Source organism: Paenibacillus spongiae, from assembly GCF_024734895.1.
Classification (GTDB): domain Bacteria; phylum Bacillota; class Bacilli; order Paenibacillales; family Paenibacillaceae; genus Paenibacillus_Z; species Paenibacillus_Z spongiae.
The window spans coordinates 3,942,363-3,967,538 of the sequence record NZ_CP091430.1 but is presented as its reverse complement, the minus strand read 5'-3'; the positions used below and the strand labels follow the sequence as shown (position 1 = coordinate 3,967,538).

General features: G+C 51.0%; 17 protein-coding genes. 2 read left to right on the top strand and 15 right to left on the bottom strand.

Annotated features, from left to right (window positions below; all coding sequences use genetic code 11):
- Positions 1-25 precede the first annotated feature (25 nt).
- From L1F29_RS18110 to L1F29_RS18080, 7 genes are all read right to left on the bottom strand, one after another.
- Complete coding sequence (locus L1F29_RS18110; RefSeq protein ID WP_258383462.1) at positions 26-643, bottom strand: Pvc16 family protein; 618 nt, start codon at positions 641-643, stop codon at positions 26-28.
- 2 nt (positions 644-645) lie between these two features.
- On the bottom strand, positions 646-2,823 hold the full coding sequence (locus tag L1F29_RS18105) for an ATP-binding protein (protein WP_258383461.1): 2,178 nt from the start codon (positions 2,821-2,823) through the stop codon (positions 646-648).
- Positions 2,824-3,374: 551 nt separating this feature from the next.
- Complete coding sequence (locus L1F29_RS18100) at positions 3,375-5,681, bottom strand: helix-turn-helix domain-containing protein (RefSeq protein WP_258383460.1); 2,307 nt, start codon at positions 5,679-5,681, stop codon at positions 3,375-3,377.
- 104 nt (positions 5,682-5,785) lie between these two features.
- Positions 5,786-7,411: an extracellular solute-binding protein gene (locus tag L1F29_RS18095; protein WP_258383459.1), complete on the bottom strand. Its 1,626-nt coding sequence runs from the start codon at positions 7,409-7,411 to the stop codon at positions 5,786-5,788.
- A gap of 36 nt (positions 7,412-7,447) precedes the next feature.
- On the bottom strand, positions 7,448-8,332 hold the full coding sequence (locus L1F29_RS18090; protein WP_258383458.1) for a carbohydrate ABC transporter permease: 885 nt from the start codon (positions 8,330-8,332) through the stop codon (positions 7,448-7,450).
- Complete coding sequence (locus L1F29_RS18085; RefSeq protein WP_258389728.1) at positions 8,326-9,252, bottom strand: ABC transporter permease; 927 nt, start codon at positions 9,250-9,252, stop codon at positions 8,326-8,328. Before L1F29_RS18085 ends, L1F29_RS18090 begins: the two co-directional genes overlap by 7 nt.
- Positions 9,253-9,921: 669 nt before the next feature.
- Positions 9,922-11,136: a WG repeat-containing protein gene (locus L1F29_RS18080; RefSeq protein ID WP_258383457.1), complete on the bottom strand. Its 1,215-nt coding sequence runs from the start codon at positions 11,134-11,136 to the stop codon at positions 9,922-9,924.
- A gap of 479 nt (positions 11,137-11,615) precedes the next feature.
- Here L1F29_RS18080 and L1F29_RS18075 point away from each other — a divergent pair, with 479 nt between their 5' ends.
- Positions 11,616-12,683 (top strand): M42 family metallopeptidase, encoded by a 1,068-nt coding sequence (locus L1F29_RS18075; protein ID WP_258389727.1) that lies wholly within the window; start codon positions 11,616-11,618, stop codon positions 12,681-12,683.
- Positions 12,684-13,097: 414 nt separating this feature from the next.
- Here the strand turns inward: L1F29_RS18075 and L1F29_RS18070 are convergent, their stop codons facing one another.
- The 8 genes from L1F29_RS18070 to L1F29_RS18035 all read right to left on the bottom strand — a co-directional run bounded on the left by L1F29_RS18070 (position 13,098) and on the right by L1F29_RS18035 (position 24,704).
- Entirely contained in the window at positions 13,098-13,538 is a 441-nt protein-coding gene (locus tag L1F29_RS18070) for a cell wall hydrolase (protein WP_258383456.1), read from the bottom strand.
- Positions 13,539-13,761: 223 nt separating this feature from the next.
- Positions 13,762-15,966 (bottom strand): glycoside hydrolase family 20 zincin-like fold domain-containing protein, encoded by a 2,205-nt coding sequence (locus L1F29_RS18065; protein ID WP_258383455.1) that lies wholly within the window; start codon positions 15,964-15,966, stop codon positions 13,762-13,764.
- Positions 15,967-15,991: 25 nt separating this feature from the next.
- Positions 15,992-17,575, bottom strand: coding sequence for a response regulator transcription factor (locus L1F29_RS18060; RefSeq protein ID WP_258383454.1), 1,584 nt, complete (start codon positions 17,573-17,575; stop codon positions 15,992-15,994).
- A 30-nt stretch (positions 17,576-17,605) separates the two neighbouring features.
- Positions 17,606-19,384 carry a sensor histidine kinase gene (locus tag L1F29_RS18055; protein ID WP_258383453.1) on the bottom strand — a complete coding sequence of 593 codons (1,779 nt, stop codon included), beginning with the start codon at positions 19,382-19,384 and terminating at the stop codon, positions 17,606-17,608.
- A 69-nt stretch (positions 19,385-19,453) separates the two neighbouring features.
- Complete coding sequence (locus L1F29_RS18050) at positions 19,454-21,106, bottom strand: extracellular solute-binding protein (protein ID WP_258383452.1); 1,653 nt, start codon at positions 21,104-21,106, stop codon at positions 19,454-19,456.
- Between the two features lie 102 nt (positions 21,107-21,208).
- Complete coding sequence (locus tag L1F29_RS18045) at positions 21,209-22,099, bottom strand: carbohydrate ABC transporter permease (RefSeq protein ID WP_258383451.1); 891 nt, start codon at positions 22,097-22,099, stop codon at positions 21,209-21,211.
- 13 nt (positions 22,100-22,112) lie between these two features.
- Entirely contained in the window at positions 22,113-23,069 is a 957-nt protein-coding gene (locus L1F29_RS18040) for an ABC transporter permease (RefSeq protein WP_373876553.1), read from the bottom strand.
- Between the two features lie 930 nt (positions 23,070-23,999).
- Positions 24,000-24,704, bottom strand: a complete 705-nt coding sequence (locus tag L1F29_RS18035) for a demethylmenaquinone methyltransferase (protein ID WP_258383449.1) — start codon at positions 24,702-24,704, stop codon at positions 24,000-24,002.
- Between the two features lie 298 nt (positions 24,705-25,002).
- Between L1F29_RS18035 and L1F29_RS34460 the strand changes: the two genes are divergently transcribed.
- Positions 25,003-25,152 (top strand): site-specific integrase, encoded by a 150-nt coding sequence (locus tag L1F29_RS34460; RefSeq protein ID WP_373876552.1) that lies wholly within the window; start codon positions 25,003-25,005, stop codon positions 25,150-25,152.
- The last annotated feature ends 24 nt before the right edge of the window (positions 25,153-25,176 follow it).

Genomic DNA, 25,176 nt, shown 5'->3' with positions numbered 1-25,176 from the left:
TATCGCTTTGTAATTAAACCTGAGGTCAAGCGTCATCGTCCTTCTGGGCGAGCAATTGAACCGGCGCTGCGAATTTGAATACTCGGGTGTCTACCGTTTTGGCAGGTCCGACAGTCAATGGATCCGGCAAAATGATAAGCGGTGATACGACGTAACAAACCGACAGTCGTAAATTATTATCCGAGAAAGCCGTCCAGATGTCGGATATCTCCGGCACGGAGACCGGATTCAGCGTGATGCGTAAATCTTGGTCGCTGCCGGCCAAACTCCCTTTCAATTCGGCGCCCCCGAGCGACGCATGATTGTGCAGGACGCTCATCGCTCTGCCTAGCAGTTGATGTTCCTCCATCGTCCGCTCGGTCAACGTTTCCGCAGCGGAGTATGCAGTCAGCATGTAATGCAAGTCCAGGATGAGCGGCGGCAGTTTGTAATTTGCATCCGTCGGAAGGATGCTGTCTTGATAGCGCATGTACGAATTTTCCAGCAAATTGTACAGGAACAACGACAATCGAACGTTCGATTCTACGATTCCTGCCGGAGAATGCAGCACGATATGATTGGGGTTTGGAATCAAATCCGCCATCTCGGTCTGCAGCAGCTGAAGCAGCGTATCGCCGACATCCGAAATTGCTTTTGAACTCAAGGTCAGTCCCCTCCCAACAAGGTGTAATAAGGACTGAAGTCTTCCTTGGACGTCAGCTTGCCGGACTTGTCCATCTCACGCTTCAAGGCAGGAATCAGATGCGCCATGCCGATGGATTGTCCTTGTTTGGCTGCGAGAAACGCGGCAGATAGGACGATGTTCTTGATATGGCCCCCGGAAACTTTAAAGCGCTGCGCAAGGAAATCGTAGTCGATCTCCTCGCTTTTCGGCGCATCAGCCGGGAACATCGCTTTCCAAATATCGCGCCTGCTGCTTTCATCCGGGATCGGGAACTCGATGCTGAATTGCATCCGGCGGATAAAAGCGGCGTCCAAGTTGTGCAGCAAGTTCGTGGCGAGAATCGTAATACCGTCGTACTCCTCCATCTTCTGCAGCAGAAATGCGATCTCGGTGTTGGCGTGGCGGTCCAGCGCATCCTTCACGTCGGTTCGCTTGCCAAAAAGCGCATCCGCCTCGTCGAAGAACAAAATGGCGTAGCTTTGCTCTGCTGCTTGAAAGATCCGGTGCAAGTTTTTCTCGGTTTCCCCGATGTACTTGCTCACCACTTGCGAGAGATCGATCCGGTACAAATCCAGCCCGAGCTCGCCTGCGATCACTTCCGCCGCCATCGTCTTCCCTGTGCCTGGCGGTCCGTGCAGCAAAATATTGAGCCCTTTGCCCCGTCGCAGCTTCTCCCCAAAGCCCCACTCTCCATGTACGATGCGGCGATATTTCACCTGATCGATCAACTCTTGCAGTCTTGCCGCTTGCTCCGCAGGCACAATCAAATCCCTGAACGTACCGGAAGGCAGCAGTTTGTCCGCAAGTCCATCATAGAGATGGTGTTCGGTCTGCGAATAGCAAGACGCTTGCAGATCCGCCAGCGATACCTTCGGATGTTCAGGGTTGCGCCATAGAGCCGCTCGCTGGGCTAGGAACAGCACGTTCTGGATGCGTCCGGGCGTAAAGCTGAACTTCTCGGCAATAGCGTCGAAATCGGGCGGATGCTCGAATGAGACGCGATCGGCCAGACGCTCCCAAAGCTTCTTGCGTAAATCGTGTCCGGGTATTTTAACATCGACCTCAATGAGCCCCCCGTTTCCGTGCGATCTCAACAGAGACCGGGGTTTGTTGCCCAAAACGAACGTTAAGTTCGGGAATTTCTCGATCATGTCCAGGAATGCGGCGATTTCCTTGCGATGCTGCTCCGGTTGTTCAAACAGCGAATTGGTATGCAGGAGACAGAGTGCAGAGGGATGAATGTGAGCTTCGCGGCAAAGCAAAAACAATTGGCTGGTGAAGGTCGTGGGGTGATGAAGCATGACGGCGATATCTCCGATGAGCAGCGATATACCGAGCTTTCGGCAGACGGACTCTGCAACGCGCTGTTTGCCCGATCCGGGCTCCCCGGCTAAAACGAACATTAGCTTTTGTTCCAACCCGCCATTCGGAGTGAGCTGCTTTTCGATAAGACTACGGATGCGATTTATCACATCTTGATGCAGCCATTCCATATCGGGATCTTCTCGATGCGGGGCAAAATACGCCGCCCCTTCGAGTCTCCCGTCCAGCTGTTCAATGCCGATAAGGAAGCGCACTATCTGCGGGTCGACATAGAAATGGCGGGAGAGCAAATAGTTGGTTTCGTCCGGTTCCATGTAATGCAGAAGCTGATATTTCAGGAGCTTACCCGTAGAGTCGAAGATCGATTGGGCATAGACTCGGCTCGGAGATATCGTCTGCAGCAGCCGTTGCACCATGTGAACGCTCGGTCGGAGAGCGGTCGGATCCTCTTGCAAGCGAGCGAATAGCTTCTCGTATTTCGGGTCCAATTCAGGAGAAAGTCCAACCAGCAATACGATTGATTCCATGTCTGACAATTGAAACAGTTGGGCCAAATACGGGAGCGATAAATGAATGCTTTGGCGCATGGAGAGTATTTTGCGGTTATGAATGCAGGTATTGAGGGCGTGTAGTTGTGTCGTTAACAATTCTTCTGACCAACCGAGCGCCTCGGCAGAATCCAGTGCAGGGTCGAGCGTCCGTCCGGATTGGCGAATGAGGCTGATCCTAAGAAGCAAGTCGAGACGTTTCATTTCGTCCATGAGGTATTCCGAATTGTCGGCATAAGGAGGTTCTGCAAGATTGGCGTCGATTGTCGTTTGCAGCAAGCGATCCATGGGGAAACGGCTCGACCTCCTGATTCCGATTTCCTTGGAAGGAATGGAATGATATGGAATACCCTTGTAATATAACCCATCCTCCCGTTTCGTCAAATCCATCGCAGTGCCTAATTTAAGTTGTCAAAGAAATGTATAAAAAAATGAAATATTTTGTAATTATGAAAAGTCGTGTCGACTGCTTCGGTCTATACGTGATAGATCTGGGTCTAAAGGTACGAACCCAATGAAAAAAAGCTTGATTGCTCAAGCTTGCGGTCGAGAATTTCCGCCGTCCGATTTGTACGACTAGATTGGTGGCGCAATCTGCCTCTTAGGCGTTTCCGTAATTCTGTGGGCTAAATCTGCGACCGGTGGCATCCATTCCTTATATCCCTGCCCCGGCAGCCCTTACTTGCATCGGCGGTGATTTTCGGGCCGCCATGCAGCGCAAAGGCAGCCGCGAAGCAGATATAGGCACCGGCGGACAATCGTTGCACAGGAGTCGTCTCCGATCTTCCTGGATTCTTTTGCTAATAATGCCGGCCGGCTCTTGTCAGAACCACCCTGGATCAACCCCCAGTCAGATTCCGGTATTGAATCGGTGTCATGCCCTCGATTTTCTTGAACTTCCGAATGAAATTAGTCGAGTCCATATAGCCGACTTCCACCATGATCTCTTTCAAATTGAGCTTGGTTGTCTTCAATAGATGCTTCGCCCTGCGCATGCGCAAGGTGTCGATATGCCGCATCAGCGGATTGCCGGTCTGGTCCTTGAAGAATCGGGTCGCATAGGAAGGCGACAAACCGAATTGTTCGGCAATAACCTCCAGGCTGATCGTATGATCGGTATAGTGCGCTTCGATGAACGCGTTCATCCGGCCCAGCATGAGAACGTTCTTGCTCTCCTTCTGATCGGCGATGTAACGGCATACGTTGCCGCAGATCTCCGTTACAGCCTGCTCCAGCTCCTCGATCGTCTCGAAATGCGGGACGAACAGCCGCTCCATCGTTTCGCCGAGATCTTCGTCGATTTCGATATCGAGCTCAATCAGCGTCTTTACGATACTATTGACGATATCGAAACTGATGCTCTCCGCCGCCTCGATCGGGACGTTCTTCTCCACGATGTGCCGGAATGCTTCCCGCACCGTATCGCCAAGCTCGCGGCTGTTGCCCTGCTTGATCACCTTCACCAACTGCTCGACATGCTCCACCGGGTACCCGTGCACCCCTGCCTTGACCGGCTCGATATCGTGGAAGAAGATGATCTGATTCCCTCCCCTGACGAAGCGGTGACGGGCTGCATGGGTCGCTTCAACGAAAGATCGCGAGATGGCCGTTATGTCGCTGCAGATGCCGCCGATTCCGATCGTCGCCGTAAATCGGAATTGCAGGAACACGTGCTTGGCTTTCTCCGCAATCTCCCGTATAACGGCGGGATCGTCGAACCCTTCGTTCAGGTTGAGCAGGAATGCAATGCCCCGCCCATCGATCAGCTCGATGCCGTACCCGCTCCCGGCCTCGATCGACAGCTCCTCCAGCACCTTGATCAGGCTGTACTTAAGCAGCTCCTGCATCGATTCCGAATTATCGCGGCGGAACCTCCCGTAATCGTCGATCAGAAACAGCAGCACGGCAAAATGCGGCCGATCCAGGCGTAAATTCGAGAAGCTCAGCATATCCTCCCATTCCTCCGGCGTCTTCAACTTCCCCTTGATTAGCGTAAGGAGCGCTTGCTCCCTCAAGGCGCCGGCCTGGCTGCGCAGCCGGTGAAGCAGCCCTTCGTTCTCCCGGGCCATCTGGGCGATGGCAGAGGAGATGAAGGCTAGCTCATCGCTGGTCTTGCCCCGGACAACGGCCGCACCCTGCTGCTGGCTCGAGACGATCCCGGCGAGCCGCTGCAGCGGCTTATAGTGACGGATAGAGAAGCCGACCGCGAGAATGACGCCCAGCACAAAGACGCTGATGACCGTAGCGTTGAACAGCACCCGGGTTTCATCCACCTTGCGCATGATTTGTCCCTCGGGCATCACCGCAACGTAGGATCGGTCCCGGCTGCCCGAGGGCAGCCTCACCGCCGTAAATTTCCGGTCCAAGGCGGCGAAGCTGCCGATCCTCCAGTCCGGATCCTGGCCGCGGATCTGCTCCAGCATGCGCTCGCTTATCTCCTTTGGTTCCCCGTTCCTGTATTCGTACAGCACGCCGAATCGTTCATCCAGCACATAGAGCAGACCGTCATAATCACCGAGGACATTCACCGCAAGACTGCGAAACGCATTCTCGGCGATGAGAAACAAAGCGACGCCGTAAGGGGCATCGGAGCCGGCCGGGAGCGGGGCTATGTACGTGGCGAAGCGCTCGTCCGTGAACCGGTTGAACCGTATGGGCTCCAGCGGACGCATGACCGGCGCTTGGATGGAGGCGCTGGTCCGCAGAAAATCCGCTTTGCTCCATTCCTGATAACGGTAAATATCCTCGAAGAACAGATCAATGCCGTAGGTGCCGCTGGCCCCATACATCTGTTCAGGCTCGCGGGCATTGAACCGGATGACGATATCGTGTATGAAGAGATTGGTGGACAGATACTGCTTGAGCTCCGCAACCGCTTTGTACGGACCGTAACCGTCCTCTGTCACCATAAAGGGTGTGAGAAGCGGGTTGGCGGAAATTTGCATGGCCATCCGGTTGAGCTCCTGCATGCGAAGATCGACGGCATCCCGGAACTGATCCAGCGAAGCGATCGTCGATTGCTCCACCTCCTTGCGGAGCGTGTTTAGAAAATTGGAATAGATCACGCTGCTCATAATCACGAGCAGGAGGACCGTCATGAGAATATAGGAGAACAGATAATGGTAAAAGCGCTGGCTTCTGATCATGCAACCACTCTCCCTGGCAAGTATTGGATCAGAAAAGTGGAAATGGCCGAGTCCCCGGCGTCCCGCGTGTCGGGAACGCCGGCAGCACCCGGCACGGACAGGAATCACCCTTGCTTATAGCGCTCATAGGCGCTCTGATAAATCTTCATATACTGGTCCAGCCCCATTTTCTTCAGCGTATCCACGTAACGGTCCCATTCTTCGAAAGACTCTTTGCCGGATACGAATTTCGCCTGCATCTCCGCGACATAGCTGTTGATATCGGCTCCCAGCGTCGCCATTTGGTCACTCTCTTCCACCGTAAGGTTGAAGGCCGGCCAGATCTCCTCCGGAAACTGATTCGCGAACCGCTTCGCAGCCTCGACCGCCTCCGGCTGGCTCTCCGCACCTTTAAAGAACTTCTGTCGCACGATGTTCGGATAGCCTCCGCCCGGCCAAACGACATACTTAACGAGAGCCTGTTCGAAGGTAAGCCCGTCCGGATTTTCGGTAATCTCTTTCGTATACGCAATCTCGCCTGAAGGATCGATCTCATAGGATTTCCCTTCGAAGCCCATAAAGAACATCTTGCTGCCCTCGTCGCTGTACAGATGATCGATCCAGCGAACCGTCGCCTCCGGATGCTTGTTCCGGTCCGTAATGACGAAGGCGCCCGCCGAAGAGAGCGCGGAGCCGACGGCGGACCAGATTTGATCGCCATGAGGACCCTGCAGCGCGCCCAATCCGATATAATCCTTCTGCTTCATCAGTGTGTAAGGGCTCGTCGTGATGGTCGTGCCGTATACGCCCTTCGCGCCGGTGGCGTAATACTGATTCGCCTGGATGGTGAAGATGTCTTTGGCGATCAGTCCCTCGTCATAGAGCTTCCGTACGTACTGGAGCATCTCCTTGTACTGCGGATCGACCGGGATGAAGCGCAGCTTGTCCGCGCCCGGTTCGACATCAACGTTGGCATTCCGGACACCCCGGTTGCCTAGTCCCCACGCGCCGTTGATGTAGTTAATGAAAGACCCCAATCCGACGCCCTCATATGGAATCTCGTCCGGCTGGCCGTTGCCGTTCGGATCTCCCTCCTTGAACGCCTTCAGCATCTCATAGAATTCCTCCGTCGTTTCCGGCTCCTTCAGGTTCAGCTTGTCCAGCCAGTCCTTCTTGAGCCACATTTTGCCGCCGGCGAGAACGGAGGTGAACTCCGGATCGAGAATCATCGGGAAGCCGTAGATATTGCCGTCCGGCATCGTCATTCCTTTCTTTACTTCCGGATATTTCTCCATAATCGCTTTTAGATTGGGCGCATACTCGTCGATCAGATCGTTCAGCTTGACGAAGACTCCCTGCGAGCCGTACTTTAGCAGGTCGGCCGTTGGAATTTGCGCGGTGAAGAACGCATCCGGATAGTCGCCCCCGGCCAGCATAATGTTGCGCTTCTCCGCCAGGCTGTCGAACGGAATCATCTCCCACTCGACATGGATGTTGGACATCTTCTCGTATTCCTGCCACAGCATCGTCTGCTTCCAGTCCGGCGCCGTCGTCGGCGCCTTGCCCGCGATCATCTTCAGGTTGACCTTGTCCGCGACGATCGGCATGCCGCTTCCGTTGACGGCTGCCTTATCGCCGCTTTCTCCGCCTTCGCCTCCAGTTGCCGGGGGCGAATCGTTAGCACATCCCGCCAGCAGGCTGACCGCCATGACGGCGGCGAGGGCGGATGTCATCCAGACTTTCAGCTTCATTATTTTACTCCTCCTTAGTCTTCGCGTATTTCTTGCCTAGCCTTTGACAGCCCCGATGATCATCCCCTTGACAAAGTAGCGCTGCAGAAACGGATAAAGCAGAAGAACCGGCAGATTGGCAATAATGACAACCGCGTATTTGATCGATTCGGCTTCCATGATGCTCTTCGCGAGCGACTCTTCGTTCGTCTGAATCATCTCCTGCATGTTGCTCTGGATCAGAATTTCCCTCAAGATCAGCTGAAGCGGATATTTGCCCCGGTCCGTCAGGTAGATCAGCGCGTTGAAGAACGCGTTCCAGTGGGCGACGCTGTAGAACAGGGTCATCACCGCCAGAATCGGAAGGGAGAGCGGCAGCACGATTTTGAGCAGAATCCGGATGTTGCCGCAGCCGTCTATTTGGGCCGACTCCTGCACCTCCCCCGGAATGCTCTGCTGAAAGAACGTCCGCATGATGATGATGTTCCAGATCGCGACCGCATTAGGGATAATCAGCGCCCACATCGTGTTGACCATGCCGAGATTCTTTACGAGCAGATAAGAGGGAATCAGGCCGCCGCTGAAGAACAGGGTGAAGACGAATAGCGCCGTAACGGCATTGCGGCCGTAGAATTCCTTGCGCGACAGCGGATAAGCCGCCATGACGGTCATGACCAAATTGACGCAGGTACCGAGAATCGTATACACAATCGTGTTCAAATAACCTCTCAGAATATCCTGATTGGCGAATACTTTCTTATAGCCCGTAATCGACAGATCCTTGGGCCACAGCCAGACCTCTCCGTTCAGAACGGCGGACGGATCGCTGATCGAGGCGCTGACGACGAATACGAGCGGATACAGCACTACGGCGAGCAAGAGCAGCAGCAGCACATGGTTGATCGCATCGAACATCCGGTCGCCGAACGACTGTTTTACCATAGGCTCGTTTGCCCCACCTTTCTCGCGATGTAGTTGACAATGACAAGCATGCCGAAATTGATGACGGCGTTGAACAATCCGACTGCGGCGGAGAAGCTGTACTGGGCACCCACGATCCCGCTGCGGTAGACATACGTGGAGATGACGTCCGAGCTCTCCATATTGAGGCTGTTCTGCATCAGGAAGACCTTCTCAAAGCCGACGCCCAGAATAGAGCCGATGTTCAGAATGAGCAGAATGACGATGGTCGGTGCGATGCCCGGAATATTGATGTGCCAGATGCGTTGCAGCCGGGATGCTCCGTCCACCTTCGCCGCCTCGTGCAGTTGGGGATCGATACCGGTCAGGGCGGCCAAATAGATGATCGAGCTCCAGCCCATCTGCTGCCAAACGCCCGAGAAGACATACAGCGTCTTGAACCATCCCGGCTCGGTCATGAAGGAGACGGGTTCGCCTCCGAACAGCCGGATGATCAGGTTCACGATGCCGTGCTGCGGCGAGAGGAACATCATGAGCATCCCGACGAGAACAACGACGGACAAGAAATGAGGCGCGTACGTTACGGTCTGTACGGTCTTCTTGAACCGCTCACTGCGGATCTCGTTGATCATGAGCGCGAGCAGAATCGGAATGGGAAAGCCGACTGCCAGCTCGTACAATCCGATGCCGAGCGTATTCTTGATCAGCCGCCAGAAGTAGTAGCTGTCGAAGAAGCGCTCGAAGTGCTTCAGGCCGACCCAGGGGCTCCCGGTAATGCCTTTCGTAGCAATGAAGTCTTTGAACGCGATTTGCAGCCCGTACATCGGAATATAGTGGAAGATGATGTAGTAGGCGATAACCGGTACGATAAGCAGATATAAATCCCAATTTTTGCGCAGCGACTTGACGAGCGGCGAACGTTCCGCCGTGGCGGCCCGCAGCCGGGCGGTCGCAAGCGGCGCATGCTTCAAGATTGATTCACCTCTTTCGGTTGCGTAATGGGGGGACGGAAGCGGCGAGTTACATTCCTGTGTCCGGCCTGTCCCGCCTGAAATCACTTTATAAGAAGGCGCTTTCTTTGTACATCGGCAGTTCTTTCGCGATCGGCGTTTCTTTACATCCTTCCTCTTATTTACCGGTAAAAGCGCGAATTTACGCGGTGAAACATGCAGGCGGGGGCGGTGCTTCGGTGCATTGCCTGACACACGAAAAAGGGCCGGACCGCCGCTTCCGATTCATACTCGGAGCCTGCAGTCCAACCCTAAGGGCTGATGCCGTTAATTAAAAGCCGCGTCACCCTCTTTAATCATTTCCGCGCCATCGACGCAAAACCGCTGCGGATTCATTTTTCAGTCACTAGAACATGACTCGTATTATTTGCTCGGTAACCGTGATTCCGGAACTGCCGCACAACTCCCTCCCATGCAGAAGCGCCGGATCTTGAGGTATAATTAGTGACAATCAAGCCTCTGCTGCCTTGTGCCCATGATTGCAAAGCAAAAACACCCAAGTGAATCGATGCCTCTTGCGGTTCATTTGGGTGTTTAGTGGGTGGTCTAATGAGGGATCTAAATGTATTTGACGTATAGTTTTATGAAGGAAGTCATATTTTACTCTTCCGTTTCTATTTGAAGTATTCCCCATTTACCGTCTTTTTTCACTACTGAGAGCCCTTCGTTAAATAATCCTGCCGAATCATATTCCAAAGGTACAATAATACTTCCCGTTTTATCTATAAAACCATATTTGCCATCTATTTTTACTGACGCATGTCCATCTTTGAAATGACTTGCCTCTTCATAGACGATCGGTATAACAACATCACCTGACTTATCTATATATCCATATTTGTTATCTTTGTTTACCCTTGCGAACCCTTCATAAAAGACACTCAATACATCAAAATCTGTAGCAAATGGAACATTTCCATTATTATCAATGTAACTTTTTTTACCATCCTTTTCTACTATAAATAATTCCTCGCTAATGCCTAATATTCTTTCATATTCTATTGGAATTATAACTTCTCCTGTTTTATCAATAAATCCCCAGCGTTGTTTGTTTAATGCATTAAATCTTTTTTTATAATCTTCCTCACTCTCATTCTCTAACATAGGAATTTCTATGCTTTTACCAATAGCTACGCTTGCAAGGCCATTACAAAAACTGCCAATATAATCGAATTCAAGCTCAAGCGGTATAACCACCTTGCCCGTTTTGTCTATATATCCTTTTTTGCCGTTTTTTTCGACAGGCGTAAGACCTTCACTAAATCCAAGACTTTTGCTAAATCCAATACTCATTCCACTATAAAAATCATATTCAAACGGTATGACATTTTTTCCAGCTTTATCTATATAACCAAGTTTGCCGTGTTTTCGTGCGTATGCAAGCCCATCCTGGAAATAGAATGCCCAGTCATATTCCAGTGGTATGACGACCTCGCCTTTTTTATTTATAAATCCCCATTTTCCTCCTTGTTTTACTGCTGCAAGACCTTCGCTGAACCAGTGTGTGTTGTCATATTCAAAAGGAATAACAACCTTTCCTTTTTTGTCAAGATAACCAAATTTTCCGTCTTTGTTCATTAAGGGTGTAAGACCTTCGCTAAAAAGGGGGTTAATCACAAATTTTGGACCATCATTTAAACTTTCATATCTTCCGTAATATTCCAGTGGAATAGCGACATCACCTGTTTTATCTATATATCCGACTTTAAATTCTTCGCCATTATTTCTAACGCATGCAAGCCCTTCCTGAAAATCGAGTATATAGTCGTATTCACCGATTATTGGTTTAAATAAATACGTTGCTTTTTTCTTCATGCTAAGTCCTCCTCATTTCTTTTCTAAATGGTGTGTTGTATATCAAAACCTCCCAGTTTGATCCGGGAATCTCAAGATCGCATTTTTCATCCCTGGTCTAACTAAGAGTTGTTTTCTTTTCATTTATAATAGAGACCTCTTTCTTTCAAATTTCACCATACTTATAAAATGAAAACTCCATGATATGTTGCGTTAAACTCCCTCTATGGCGATCAAGCAATAAACGGCCGTATCCGCTTCCGCGAACATCCTGACGAACCGCTTGATCCCACTCATCGAATATACTTCGTCCAAAGCATGAAACACGATAAATCCCATTTGTTCTTCGAAAACGAGCCGCGGCAAGACGGCAAATAGGGACTGTGTGCAGCGAATAAGGCGACCGCGTTCCAGTTAATGACTTGAACTGTATAGTCATATATAATAGATTGATAGTCGATAATAATGGAGGAGGAACATTCTTGGACTCTACCTTGCAAATGTTAAAAGCGCTAACCGACGCCAACGGCGTACCCGGTCACGAGGACGAAGTGCGCGACGTTATGCGGGAACACATTGCCCCTTACGCTGACGAAGTGACGGTCGATCATCTCGGCAGCTTGATCGCCCAAAAAACGGGCACGATCCCGGACGGCCCTAAAATTATGGTAGCCGGACATTTGGATGAAATCGGTTTCATGGTGACGCGAATCGACGACAAAGGCTTCCTATACTTTCAACCGCTCGGCGGCTGGTGGGAGCAAGTGATGCAAGCGCAGCGGGTGACCGTCATGACGCGCAAGGGGAACATTCCCGGCGTGATCGGCTCGAAGCCGCCTCATATTTTATCGCCGGAAGCCCGCAAAAATCCAGTTGACAAAAAAGACATGTTCATTGATATCGGCGCGGAAAGCAAAGAGCAAGCTACGGAGTTCGGCGTTCGCCCTGGCGACTCCATCGTACCGGTTTGCGAATTTACCGTGATGAAAAATGAAAAAATGCTGATGGCCAAAGCATGGGACAACCGCATCGGCTGTGCCATAGCGATCGATGTGCTGAAGCAATTGAAAGACGTCGAGCATCCGAATACCGTTTACGGCGTCGGTACCGTTCAAGAGGAAGTCGGCTTGCGCGGAGCCAAAACGGCCGCAAATGTCATTCAACCGGATATCGGTTTCTCGGTTGACGTAGGGATCGCCGGCGATACGCCGGGTGTGAGCGAGAAGGACGCCTTGGCCAAAATGGGCAAAGGGCCGCAAATTCTCATTTATGACGGATCGATGATCTCGCATCGCCGTCTGCGCAACTTCGTTACCGACACTGCAGATGAGCTCGGCATTCCTTATCAATTCGACTATGTCGCGGGAGGCGGTACCGACGCGGGCGCCATTCACGTGACAGCCGGCGGCGTACCGTCGCTTGCGATTTCGATTGCAACGCGATATATTCACACGCATGCGGCGATTCTCCACCGCGAGGATTTCGAAAATGCCGTGAAGCTGATCACCGAAGTAATCAAACGATTGGATAAAAACAAAGTGAAGGAACTTACATTCGGCCAAGGGTAAGGAGCGACTTCGCGCCGTCTTAAGGCCCGTTCGTTGCGACGAAGAATTGAACTATCGTACTCCTTCGTATCATGAGGTCAGCCAGTTTTTCTGGTGGACCTCTTTTACTTTTGTGGTGTAATTGTCAGCCACGGCTAAACGCTATGTATTCATGTCCTATAACAGGTAATCACCGCCAGCGCTTCAGTGGTACAGGAACATGTGTTCCTGGCTTCCTTCTTGTCATCCTATATCGGACGGCCTCTCACGTGGGTATAGTTACCGAATAAAGACCGTGACAACAACATTATTCCACTAAACTCAAAGAAGCCGCGATATACGCGGCACTTTAATGAGATAAAGTTCAAATCAACCAACACATGGTTGTGACAAGTCAGGTTAAGAGATCCTGAGCTCTTTTCGTTTATAAAATTATTACGTATTATATATATTTTCACATTCTTTCACGGTCGGTTGATAAAAACAATGCTTCTTCCATCTTCCTACGAACGGCTGATCATACCAAGTTGGCGGACATGGTCCGGGATTTTCGAACGTACCTGGACGGAAATACCATAGCGAGAATTCGCCTGGCCAATTCCGCTCCCCATTCACAGCCCGTTGCGCCAGACGGCGTTCCCTCTCTCTTGCGTTTTGATAGTACATACCATGCTGCAATGCTTCGAACGCATGCGGCTGGTTGATCATCTGGGGAATTGTCCGGATATCTTTAAAATCGGAGCAATTCCCTCTTATTCGGTTAATGCCAACATTTCCAACAAGGAGCATGCCCATTTCGCCTTCGGTCTCAGCTTCAGCTCGAAGCAACCTTGCCAACATATTTATATCCTGTTGCCTGGCTTTTACGACTGCCATTGAATCACCTCTTTAGATTTCTAGACTCATCATATTGTAGGTGAAGCGGATGTGTTACTCTGGCAAAATAGAGAGCGATAATAAATAGCCGTTCCACACACCTACTGCCCGTTAGTTCCTTCGAAACGTTCCCTCTACCTCCACTGGATTTGTGTCACAAGCCAAAGAACCCCTGAGAAATCAGGGGCTCTAGGAGACCCGCGAGGACTCCTTCATGTATCTGTTAGAAAGGCTTCGCCTTCCACGCTCCGTCCTGCACGCTGTACCGGCGGAAGCGTTCTGGGCCGGCTGCCCACTCATGCTGGCGGTCTACGAACCAGTTCGAATAGAACGGACGCAGGAAGACGTCATGCAGCGTGACGAACGCCGGCAGCGGCCGATCCGATTCGGCCAAATAACCGAGGAAGTCGGCCAGCTCCTTCATATTCCGCTTCGTCGCATCGAGGCGGAGCAAGCTTGCCTTCTCCAAACCGAGCATGCGATTCGCTTCCGTGAGATAAGCTTCTACCGGAGTGAAGTCGGCCAGATGCTCGAGTAGACGCGCAGCCGCCGCTTGAAGCGCGGAACCGAACTCGCCAGCATCGCGATACTGCGCCTTCGCCGCCTTATCGTACAGGGCGTACATCTCTTCCGTGATACGGAAGCGGCGGAGCAAGTGCTCATGCATAAGGAGAGAGCCTTCCTGCAAAGGAAGATACGTGTCAGCGCCGCCGGGCAAGCGGTCCGCTTCGGCAGCGACACGATCCCAAAGACCGCGGGCATATTGGATGCCCTGCTCATACTGCGCCAGCTTCTCGCCGCGCAATATCGCTGCATAGAGCTTCCACATCATCAGCACGTTGTCGGTATGGTACAAGCATTTGCGAATGTCTACGCCGTTAAGCGGGGCTAAAGGTCCAAGTACAGCTCCGGCAGGGTCGCCGAGCGCGTGCCAATAGGCTGTGAGCGCTGTCTCCCGCAGCCCGTATCGCTGCAGCGAATAAGCGCGTTCGAATTGTTCGCCGTATGCCAGAACATCGGAACGAGGCTCCGGTTGTGCCTCGTTCGCTTCTTCGCCGCTCCGAGCGGAACCGCCTCCGTCCGCGCCGGACCATAACGCCGTCGCGCCTGACGCTACAAGGAAATTCATCTGCTCCTCATGCAAGCCGTACGCGTTGCACCATGCCGTCGTCATCCCGCCGGCCGTTCCAGCAGCGGCAGCGTCCGCGAACAGCTCCAGCTGCTTGGCATGTTGCCCGATATGCACGGAGCTTGAATAACATAGATGAGTCGAGCTGCAAGCGACCGTCTCGAACCCGGCTTCCTTGAAGCTCTGCAGCGATTCGAAGGAGCCGCCGTCATAGCTCCAATCATATATGATCGTGCCGGAGAGAAGCACATCGACCGCATATTGTCTTTCGTCCGGCGTCGCCTTGGCAAAGTGGCTGATCAGCATATCTCCCCATATGCCGATCTTGCGGCCTTGGACGCTCGCTGCACGCATAATGCGCGAGAAGTGATCGACGTAGATGCCGATCTTCCCTTTCTCCTCCAGCTTCGGCTTGCACAGCGGGCATTCTCCCATGTTCTCCACTTCATCGCCGCCGACGCAGATCACGTCCGAGCTGAAGCAATCGAATAAATCCCCGAGCATTCGATCCGCCAACTCATCCGCCTCCGGCGAGCTAGCGCACATCGTATACGAGCTCGAAGTCCGATAATCCGATTCGGCGGAGCTCTCTGTCAAATGATGATAACGCTGCAGCGACAGCAATTCGCCGCTGTGCGCAAGCAAGTTAAGCTGCGGAATTAACTTGATGTTGTATGCGCGGCACAGCTTGTCAAGCGTCCGTGCGTCGTCCGCCGTCATCGCGCCAGGTCCGCCAAGTCGGGGCAGGGAAGGGAAATCGAAAAACGTTTCCAAATACAAATACAGCTCATTGATTTTCCAGCCTGCAAGCACGCGCACAAGATTCTCCATATATGAAGCCCGGTATTCGGTCATTCCTTGGGCAAAGGCTAATTGCATACCGCGGCGCTTCATTGCCGGCGCGTCACCGACAATCAGGCACGGCAGCTCACTACCGTATTGCCGCATCATCCCCTTCAGCGTCATGACGCCGTACAGATGGCCGGCAGGCTCCGCCGCCCATATATCGATGCCATCTGCACTTACGATCAGTACGTAACCTTCCGGATTGAGTAATAATAGCAGCTCTTCCGCCGACAGATCGGAAGCTGCTGTCCCGTCCTGCGACTCGGAAATCAGTTGCAGCCGGACCACAGCCGCTTCCGTTCCCATCGCCGGATAGCCGCCGAGCTCGGCGGCTATTGCGGCATAACCGGCGTCCTCGGTGAGTCCCGCAATCGTCAACCGTTCCGGCATAACGTATGTTCCTTCTCGCCGCTCCGCACGCCGCGGAACCGGCAGAACCATCAACGTTTCCAACAATTCGTTCTCCCCCATTCTCCTTTTACCGATTGCGAAATTCACTTGTGCTCATCCCCGTATATTCCTTAAACCTCTTATAAAACCAGTCCAATTCCCGATAACCGACCGCCTGCGCCACCTCGTACGCCTTCAGCTCCGTCGCGAGCAGCAACTCCTTGGCCCGCTCCATCCGGACGCGAAGCAAATGATCGTTAAACGATATTCCTTCCTCCGCTTTGAACAATTGACCGAGATAAGCCGCGTTCATATAGACTTGCGATGCGATGCTTCTGAGGCTGATATTCGTTCCGTATTCGGATTCCACGATCCGTTTGACGAGCTGAACCGTATTCGCGGGCTGAGGCGGCATCGATCGTTCCAGTTGCTCGATCGTCTGCATACATTTGTTCTCCGCGAATTCGAACAGCTTCTCCATCTTTTTCGCTTCCATAATCGTACCGTAATCGTTTAAATTCAAATTAAAGATCGACTCGTATGGAATGCCGAGCTCGCGGACGAGCCGGAATAAATTGACGACCAGCTCGAGAACCATCGACTTGACGATCGATTTGGGCGTATGCTGTTTTGCGTAATCATGCATGCGGCCCGCCAACTGCCGGCTTACTCGCTCCCGGTCCAGCTCTTTCACCGCTTCAACGACGTATTGAACATGCTGGATTTCTTCAAGGGCGCTCCAGCCATCGGTCGCCTCCAATCCATTCGGCGTAATAATCGCCTCTGAGCCGACCAGAAACTTACGGTCGAGCATCTGATCTGCCGTATAGCACGACCTCACGATTTCTCTAGGAGAACAAACCACTTCGCCAAGGCCGATTGTCACCGCTACTTTCGCATATTTCGCCACGCAATCTCTTATCCGTTCACATATTCGCATCGCTTCTTCCGAGCTGTCGTCATCCTCCCCGCTTCCCTGCGGATGCAGGAGCACGCCGTAACGTTCGAACGATTCCTCGAACATATAGCCTGAACCGGCAATGACATCTTCCATAACATTGCGCACCGCAAACCGTTTAATTTGAATTTCCGCATCCGTCCAGAACGAATCGCCCGTCTCAAGGAACTCCATCTCCACGAATAGGCAGCAGTAGCTGTCGCCGGTCATTACTTTTATTTTTAGAAGCTCGAACTGTTCCGCAGCCTCTTCTTCCTTTACAACGCCGCGTACCCATTTTTTGAGCAGCTGGTCGCGCATGGCCGGTATGCCAAGGTAAAGCTGCATGTCTAGCAACTGCTGACTCGCGAACTCGGACTTCACCGTCGTCAGAAGACGGCTTAGATCTTCCTCTCCAACCGGCTTGAGCAAATAATCTTTTACGCCGCGCTTCATACATTCCTTCACGTAGCCGAATTCTTCGTATCCGCTCATGACAATGACCGGAATTTGCGAGAACTCCCTCAGCTTGCAGATGAGCTCGAGCCCGTCAATGCCCGGCATTCGGATATCCGTAACGAGCAAAGAATAATCATTCCGCTCCAATAAGTCCAGCGCTTGCTTCCCGCTTCGCGCTTCCCCCGCAATTTGGAATCCGTATTGCTCCCAATCAACCAAATACTTCATCGATTTCAGAGCTCCAGGCTCATCATCAACCAGCAGCACTTTCAGCATTCGAGCCCCTCCTTATAAGGTGCATTCCCGCTATTGCGACACAGGAAGCACGACCGTCACCTTCGTACCAGACCCCGGAACGCTTTCGAACTCAATTCCGTACGAGCTCCCATACAACCGGCGAAGTCTCTGGTGCACATTCCGCAATCCGATGCGTTTGCCATCGTCGCTTCCCTCCGGCTCGTTCAATCGCCCGATGATTTCGTCCAGCCGGTCCGACGTTATGCCAGGCCCGTTATCCTCTACCGTCGCGCAGTATCGATCGCGGTCGACGATGCGCGCGCGAATGACGATGGTCGTCATCTCTTCGTTTTTCTCAAGCGCGTGCACAACCGCGTTTTCAACCAGCGTCTGCAGCGTCAGCCGAGGCATCTCAAGCTGATGGAGTTCCCTCGGAATGTGAACATCATAGGCGAGGCGCTCGCCAAACCGAAACTCCTGAATGCGCAAGTACGTATCGACGATGTCGATCTCTTCGCTCAGCCTGACGACTTGTCCGCTTTGGCTAAGCACGTTGCGGAACGAAGTGGCCAGCAGCTTGACGATTTTGGCATTCTCCTTATCGCCCTTCTCCAGCAGATTGCCGCGGATCGCATTCAATGTATTGAACAAATAATGCGGATTGATTTGAGTTTGAAGCGCATACAATTCGGATTCCTTTTTCTTCAGCTCCAATTCCTTGCGGTCGAGCTCTGATTCGTATACTTCCTTAATAAGTTTATCGATGCGCAGAATCATTCGGTTAAAAATATACCCGAGCCGGCTGATCTCATCGTTTCCTTTGACTTCGATGAACGACTGCAAGTTGTCCGCGTCGGTTCTCTGCATCCGATTCGCAAGCTGCATAAGCCGTTTCGTCAAGCCGGCTGAGATAAAATATAACGCGAGCACCGATACGATGACGGCTAACGCAAAAAGCAGGATGGCGAGCTGCTGAATCTCTCTCACCTTCGCTTGCAGCTCGTCGATGGGGGTCAGATTGATAACCTTCAATCCCCGTATGCTGCCGCGCGAAGTCAGTTCCTTAGCTGTCAGCAAATACTTGCTTCCGTCATCGAAGCGGTACATGCCCGTGTAGAAGCTTTTCCCTTTAATTTGTGAATAAAACGGAGAATCGGATAGCTTCTTGTCATAGCTTTGATCCATATTGTCTACGACAATCCGGCCGTCAGGCAGTGCAATCAGAAACCGCTGCTTCGAATTTTCTTTCGTAACCAGGTCGTACAGCACCCGGTCGGGAAGATCGATAGCCACGTACATGACGTTATTTCCTTCCGCGCCGATTCCGCTTACTTTCTGCGACAGGCGAAACACGCCGAACCGATAGTACGTATCCTTCCCGAGATAGGTCCATGTCTTGACAAGCGGCATATCGGACTGCTGCGACTTTACATACCACGGCGTTTGCCGGATTTCTTGGTCTATTAGTCTGACGTCCGCAAATTGGAAGGTCGGGTTATCGGTATACGTCATGACGCGCAGCACATTGCGCGACGAGGATCTTACCCAGTTGACAAACGGGATATATTCGTCCAAATACACGTCGTACGATTCGAGAAAATTATCGTACCGTTTGGCGATTTGATCCTTCAAATCGCTGTTCGCATAGAGCGCATCCACAACTTGCTCGTACGACTGCAGCAAATTGTCTACGTTCTCCGAGAGCTGCGAGACGGAATAGCCGACGTCCTCCTCCATCTTACTGAGGAGCAGATTACTGCTGTACCGGGTTGTTATGAACGTAAGCGCCCCAAGCAGGATGATGGCGACCAGCGTGTTGGCCATAAATATTTTTGTACGGATCTTCACCGGCATCCCCCCACGGTACGATAACGACCGAGACATCCTGCACATGTGAAGGATGTCCGGTTCGTTTCCCTATTTTACGGCTTCATTGTAACGCTCGCTGTATTGCTGCCACGTATCGGTCCATAACTGCTCCAGCCGCTTCTCGCCGCCTTTGTCCAGCTCGGCGACCATGTCCGACCAAGCCTTCTCGAATTCGTCAGGCGACTTGGCCATAATGACTCTTGGCGTTTCTTTCACCCAAATGTTTTCGAGTTTTTTGAAAATAGGGTTGACCTCCTCTTGCGCGTTCAGCTGCCACAGATACGCAGGGAGATATTCGGGCTTGGGCATGAAATCAGCCCAAACCTTCTTGCCGTACTTCGACAATACTCCCTTCGTCTCTTCATCGTAATTGCTGGCGATATAATCGGCTGTAATCGGCGTCGCGTAATCTCCATCATCCAGTTTCGCTCCATCGCCAAAGCTGAACCGGCTGTAGATGCCATTGGTGCCTTCCCTATAAGCCAGATCGGGATCGGCCTTCAGCTTGTCGAGAAATTCTTGCTTGCGAACGCGCTTGCCTTCAACAACGTCATAATGCTGGCCTTCGATGCCCCAATTGATGAGCTTCTGCCCTTCATCAGAGAACAGGTAGTCGACGAACTGGATGATGCGTTCCGGATTTTTGGCGTTCGTCGTAATACCCCAGTTGTTGTTCGAGCCGGACGCCACGATCGTATTGGAATGGTCAACGACCTGGTCATTAAAGTAAACGGCCAGCTTGGCATATTGTTTGTCCGCTTGGCCTGCTGCTACAAGCGATTGCTCAGGCCCGCTGAGCACCCATTGAGGGATATAGCCGGCCAATACGCGTCCCTGCGCGATTTTGGCTCCCAGCGTCTCGTAATTCAAGCTGAAAATTTCTTTGTCGAGCATCCCTTCCGATTGGAGCTTATTCAGAAACTTAAAATAGTCCTTCGTAAAATCGGCGCTAAGGGCCGAATGAACGTTGTTGCCCTCGTCGATATAGAAACGGCCGTGGTCGGGATGTCCCGCCGCGTTAATCGCCGGATTGTTGAAGGTTAAGTCAGGTCCGGCTCCGCTAAACGGAATGACTTCTTGACCGTCCACGGTCGGATGCTTGTCGGTATACGCTTTCAACACGTCGTAAAGCTGATCGAGCGTCTTGATCTCCGGGTACCCCGCTTCCTTCAGCACATCGTATTGGACAGCGAACGACGCTTGTACGTTGGCTGGCGTCTCCTCGGCTAGATTGACATTATAGAGCGTGTAGATATGGCCGTCCTCATCGCGCAGCAAATCGTAAAATTTACCGAATTTCTTCTTGATATTAGGTCCGTACTGGTCAATCAAATCTTCCAGCGGGATATACGCACCGGCGTCGCGGTATTTCTCTCCCCGGCCGGAAGTGACGATATCCGGATAATCGCCCGAGGCGAGCCAGATGTCGTATTTTTGCGTATCGGACGACAGCACCGGCACATACTCCAGCGATACGCCCGTTTTCTCCGTCAATAGCTTCCCGACAGGCGTGTCCCACGTTAGCTTCGGATCGGAAGTGCTAATCGTAAATTTGACCGCCTCCTGTTTCCCGCTATCGCCTGCAGCCGGCTGCTCCGACGCAGCACCTTTTTCCTTCGGGCTGTCTTCCTTCTTCGTGCATGCAGCCATCAGAGCGGTTACAAGCAGCAATGATAATAATAGGACCAATCCCTTCTTCATACCTAGCACCCTTTCTTGTAAGAGTTTATTATATCATCGAAGACATGCGGCTTCATAGGGACTGCCGAACGCTCCGGCGATAACGGGAAAACATGACTTTCGCTATTCTTTGATCGAGCCAACCATGATGCCTTTAATGAAGTAACGCTGCATGAACGGGTAGACGAACAGGATCGGCAGCGTAACGATCACGGTCATCGTGGCACGAATCGATTGGGGAGTCGTTTGCCGCAGCGTTTCCTTGTCGACGTAACCGGTCGCGTTCGAGGTGACCTGAGAAGTCGATTGAATTAATATTTTCATCAACTCGTACTGCAATAGGCTCAAATTAGGCTTTGTGTTGTACAAATAGTTATCGAACCAGGCATTCCAATGCCCGACCGACACGAACAAGGTGATCGTCGCCAGCACCGGCAGACTGGTCGGGAGCGCAATCTTGCTGAACAGCTGAAAGTCGCTTGCCCCGTCGATTTTCGCGGATTCCATTAGCCCTTCCGGCATTGAATCGAAGTAGGAACGGATAATGATGACGTTGTAGACGCCGATTAGGCCAGGGATGATGTATACCCAGAACGAGTTGAGCAAGCCCAGATTCTTGATGAGCATATAGCCCGGAATAATGCCGCCGCTTACGTACATGCTGACGATCAGCACGTAATTGATCGATTTGCGCAGCACGTATTCCTTCCGAGACAGCGTAAAAGCGAGCATAGTGGTGCAGGTGACGGACAAGAACGTTCCGAGCAGCGTCCTCGCTACCGAACGTCCGGCCGCGCCGAGCAGGCCGTCATTTTCGAACACGATCAAATAGTTGCTCCATGTAAACTCGTTAGGCCACAAATACACTTGGCCTCGGATGGTGTCCATCGGATGGTTAAACGATATCGCCATCAGGTTAAGAAACGGATACAGCGTAGCGATCCCGAGCAAAGCGAGCAGCGCGTAGTTGATAGCATCGAAAGCATAGCCGGAAACTCCCATTGATTTGCGCATCTCTCGTCCCTCCTCACATAATTCTGGCCTGACCGGCTTTTTTGGCGAAGCCGTTCACCGTAAACACGAGAATCAGGCTGATCAAACTTTTGAAAATGCCAAGCGCTACGCCGACCGAATATTGACCGGAGCCGAACGACAAATTAAGCGCGTACAGGTCGAGCACTTCGGAATAATCGATGACCAGCGGATTGCCCAGCAAGAACTGGGACTCGTACCCCGTATTGATCAGCGAGCCGACCGACAAGATCAGCAGAATAATCGCCGTAGGCATGATGCCCGGGATGGAGATATGCCACATTTTCTGGAATCGTCCCGCTCCATCGACGTCCGCCGCTTCATACATTTCCGGATTTAAGCTTGCCATGACGGCCAAATAAATAATCGTGCTCCAGCCGAGCTCCTTCCAGAGGCCGACCAGCGTATGAATGGCCCAGAACCATTCCCCCTTGCCCATGAAATAGATCGGTTCGTGAATGATGCCAATTTTCAGAAGCACCTGATTGATGAAGCCGCCATCCGGCGAGAGAAACGTAAGCACGATATTGGCGATGACGACCATCGATACGAAGTGAGGAATGTAGGTGACCGTCTGAATCGTCCGTTTGAAGAAGGCGCTGCGAACTTCATTGAGCAAGAGCGCAAGCGCAATCGCCCCAACAAAACCGGCCGCCATGCTCATGAAGCTCATGACAAGCGTATTGCGGAGCACGCGGAAAAATTGTTCGTCTTGGAACAATAAGATAAAATTATCGAAGCCGACGAATTCGCTGCCCATGATGCCCTTCCCGGGCAAAAATTTCTGAAACGCCATGATCCAGCCCCACAGCGGAACATAGCTGAACAAAATAAGCAGCAGCACAAACGGCACGGACATGAGAACAAGCTGGTATTGCGAACCGAGCTTTTGGAAGAAGGAAATTCGTTTGACCGATTCCGCATTGGCGGATGGCGGCGTTTTCATTTTCATCGATGCATGATTCATTGGTTCACCTCTCGCTTTGATTCGGGTAAAGGCTTGTACCTTTATTGTGAGCCCGCAGGCTCGTCCAAGAAACCCGACAGCTTGCAGATCATTACCGGGGAAATTGCAGAACAAGGAGCAAGGTGAAATGGCTAATCGAGTCCTTGTCGGCGCAGATCCCCACGCCGCGTAACTACTGCTGCAACAAATTCGTTTAGTTCAACGATATCGATTTCAGGCACCACCCAAAGCATCAGTAAAGCATAAATCAGAAGTCGAAAAATCTACCAAGGCTCTTATCGAAAAGTCCGAGCGGCATGGTTTTTCACTCAATGAAATGCCACAATTACCTCTAATACAAAATAAACCCACATCCATAGGATGTGGGTATCAACATATGATTTTTTCTTCGGTTCAGCTCGATCATTTATAAACCTAAACTATCGCATATGTGTACCATCGTGTTTCTCGTGTTTTGCAGATGGAATGCTAAGTTTTCGGTTTAAACTAATTAACAATATTACAACAGCTATTATGAATATCACTTCATTAAATTGCTGTAAATAGAACACATATTTTACTACCGGTTTCCCCTGCGGAAGATAACTAATCATTAATTGGGGCCCATAATAACTAAGTAATAATTGATAAACATGGCTTGAAATTATCAAGCTCAGGAACCATATCATCCTTGAATAAAATAATTTATCAAGCGAAAGCCTCTTTGTGCAAATCACTATGCCATAAATTAATAAAGCAAATCTGATTAGAAGCAATGAATATCCTACTATAACTTCCATATACTTATCCGCCACCTCAAAAAGGATAATTTCCGGAATTACCACCCACTGTTTTGATGGATTTTACATATGATGAAACATCTAATGTGGCGCTCTCCTGGCGCTGCTAGTTATGCTATCTCTGCCATTACTCTATCTATTTTATAGCCATATGCATTGCGGCGACGCCGCCACTATAGCTTTTTACATCTACTTTGGAAAATCCCGCTTCTAAAAACATTTGTTTAAGTACATTTTTATTTGGGAAATTACGAGCTGATTCTTGTAACCATGAATATTCATCATAACTTTTGGCAATAAATTTTCCAAGCAATGGCATGATAAAGCGAACATAAAAAAGGGAAAGTTGTCTATAACCAATTAATGTTGGTTGGGATGTTTCTAAACAAACTACTTTTCCGCCTGGTTTTGTTACTCGATACATTTCCCGTAAAACGGTTAAATATTCCGGTACATTTCTTAAACCAAAACCAATGGTTACATAATCAAATGAATGATCTTCAAAAGGGAGTTCCATGGCATTTCCTTGGATAAATGCAAGCTGCTTTAAAGCTTTTTGCTCTTGCTTATCTTGTGCAATTTTGAGCATGTTTTTGCTAAAATCTAATCCAATTACTTCTCCGTGCGTTCCAATAGCATCTGCTAAAGCAATCGCCCAATCCCCGGTTCCAGTGCACACATCAAGAGCGTTACTTCCTTCTTTAACATTCATCCGTTTCATGACATCTTGACGCCATGCGATATGTCTCTTAAAAGTGATGATAGAATTCATCGAGTCGTATTGATTCGATATCTTTTCAAATACATGATGAACCCTTTCCATCTTTGTTTGATCAGACATGAAATCCCCCTCTTCCACAAATGCAATTTTATGAAAATAATATTTCTATATGATTGCTAAAAGCAGCCGGACTATATGTTGACGGTTCATCCTCCATATCCACCTATCACATATTTTCCAACATACTCCTTACGCAAAATATTGGGATTTGTTGCACTATCCTGCCCTTTAGTTTAATGAAAAGGAGCAGCTGCCGCGGCGATCTACTCCTGGATCGTTCAACTATCGTTACTCGATAGCTTAATCCCTTGGCACATCAAAGAGATCGATATCGGTATGAAGGGCACCCCCCCACTTTATACGCCATTACTTTGCTCAATCCGCTTTCTCGGCCGGTGCACCGCTTAGTTTCATCTCTGAAACGCTAGGGCATTCAGCAGAACGGACAACCAAAGAAAATTACTTACGTAATGGAATTAAAAAGAGCATGATGTCAGTGAGTATGTAGATATCCGATTTCCAAGGGGGTAGG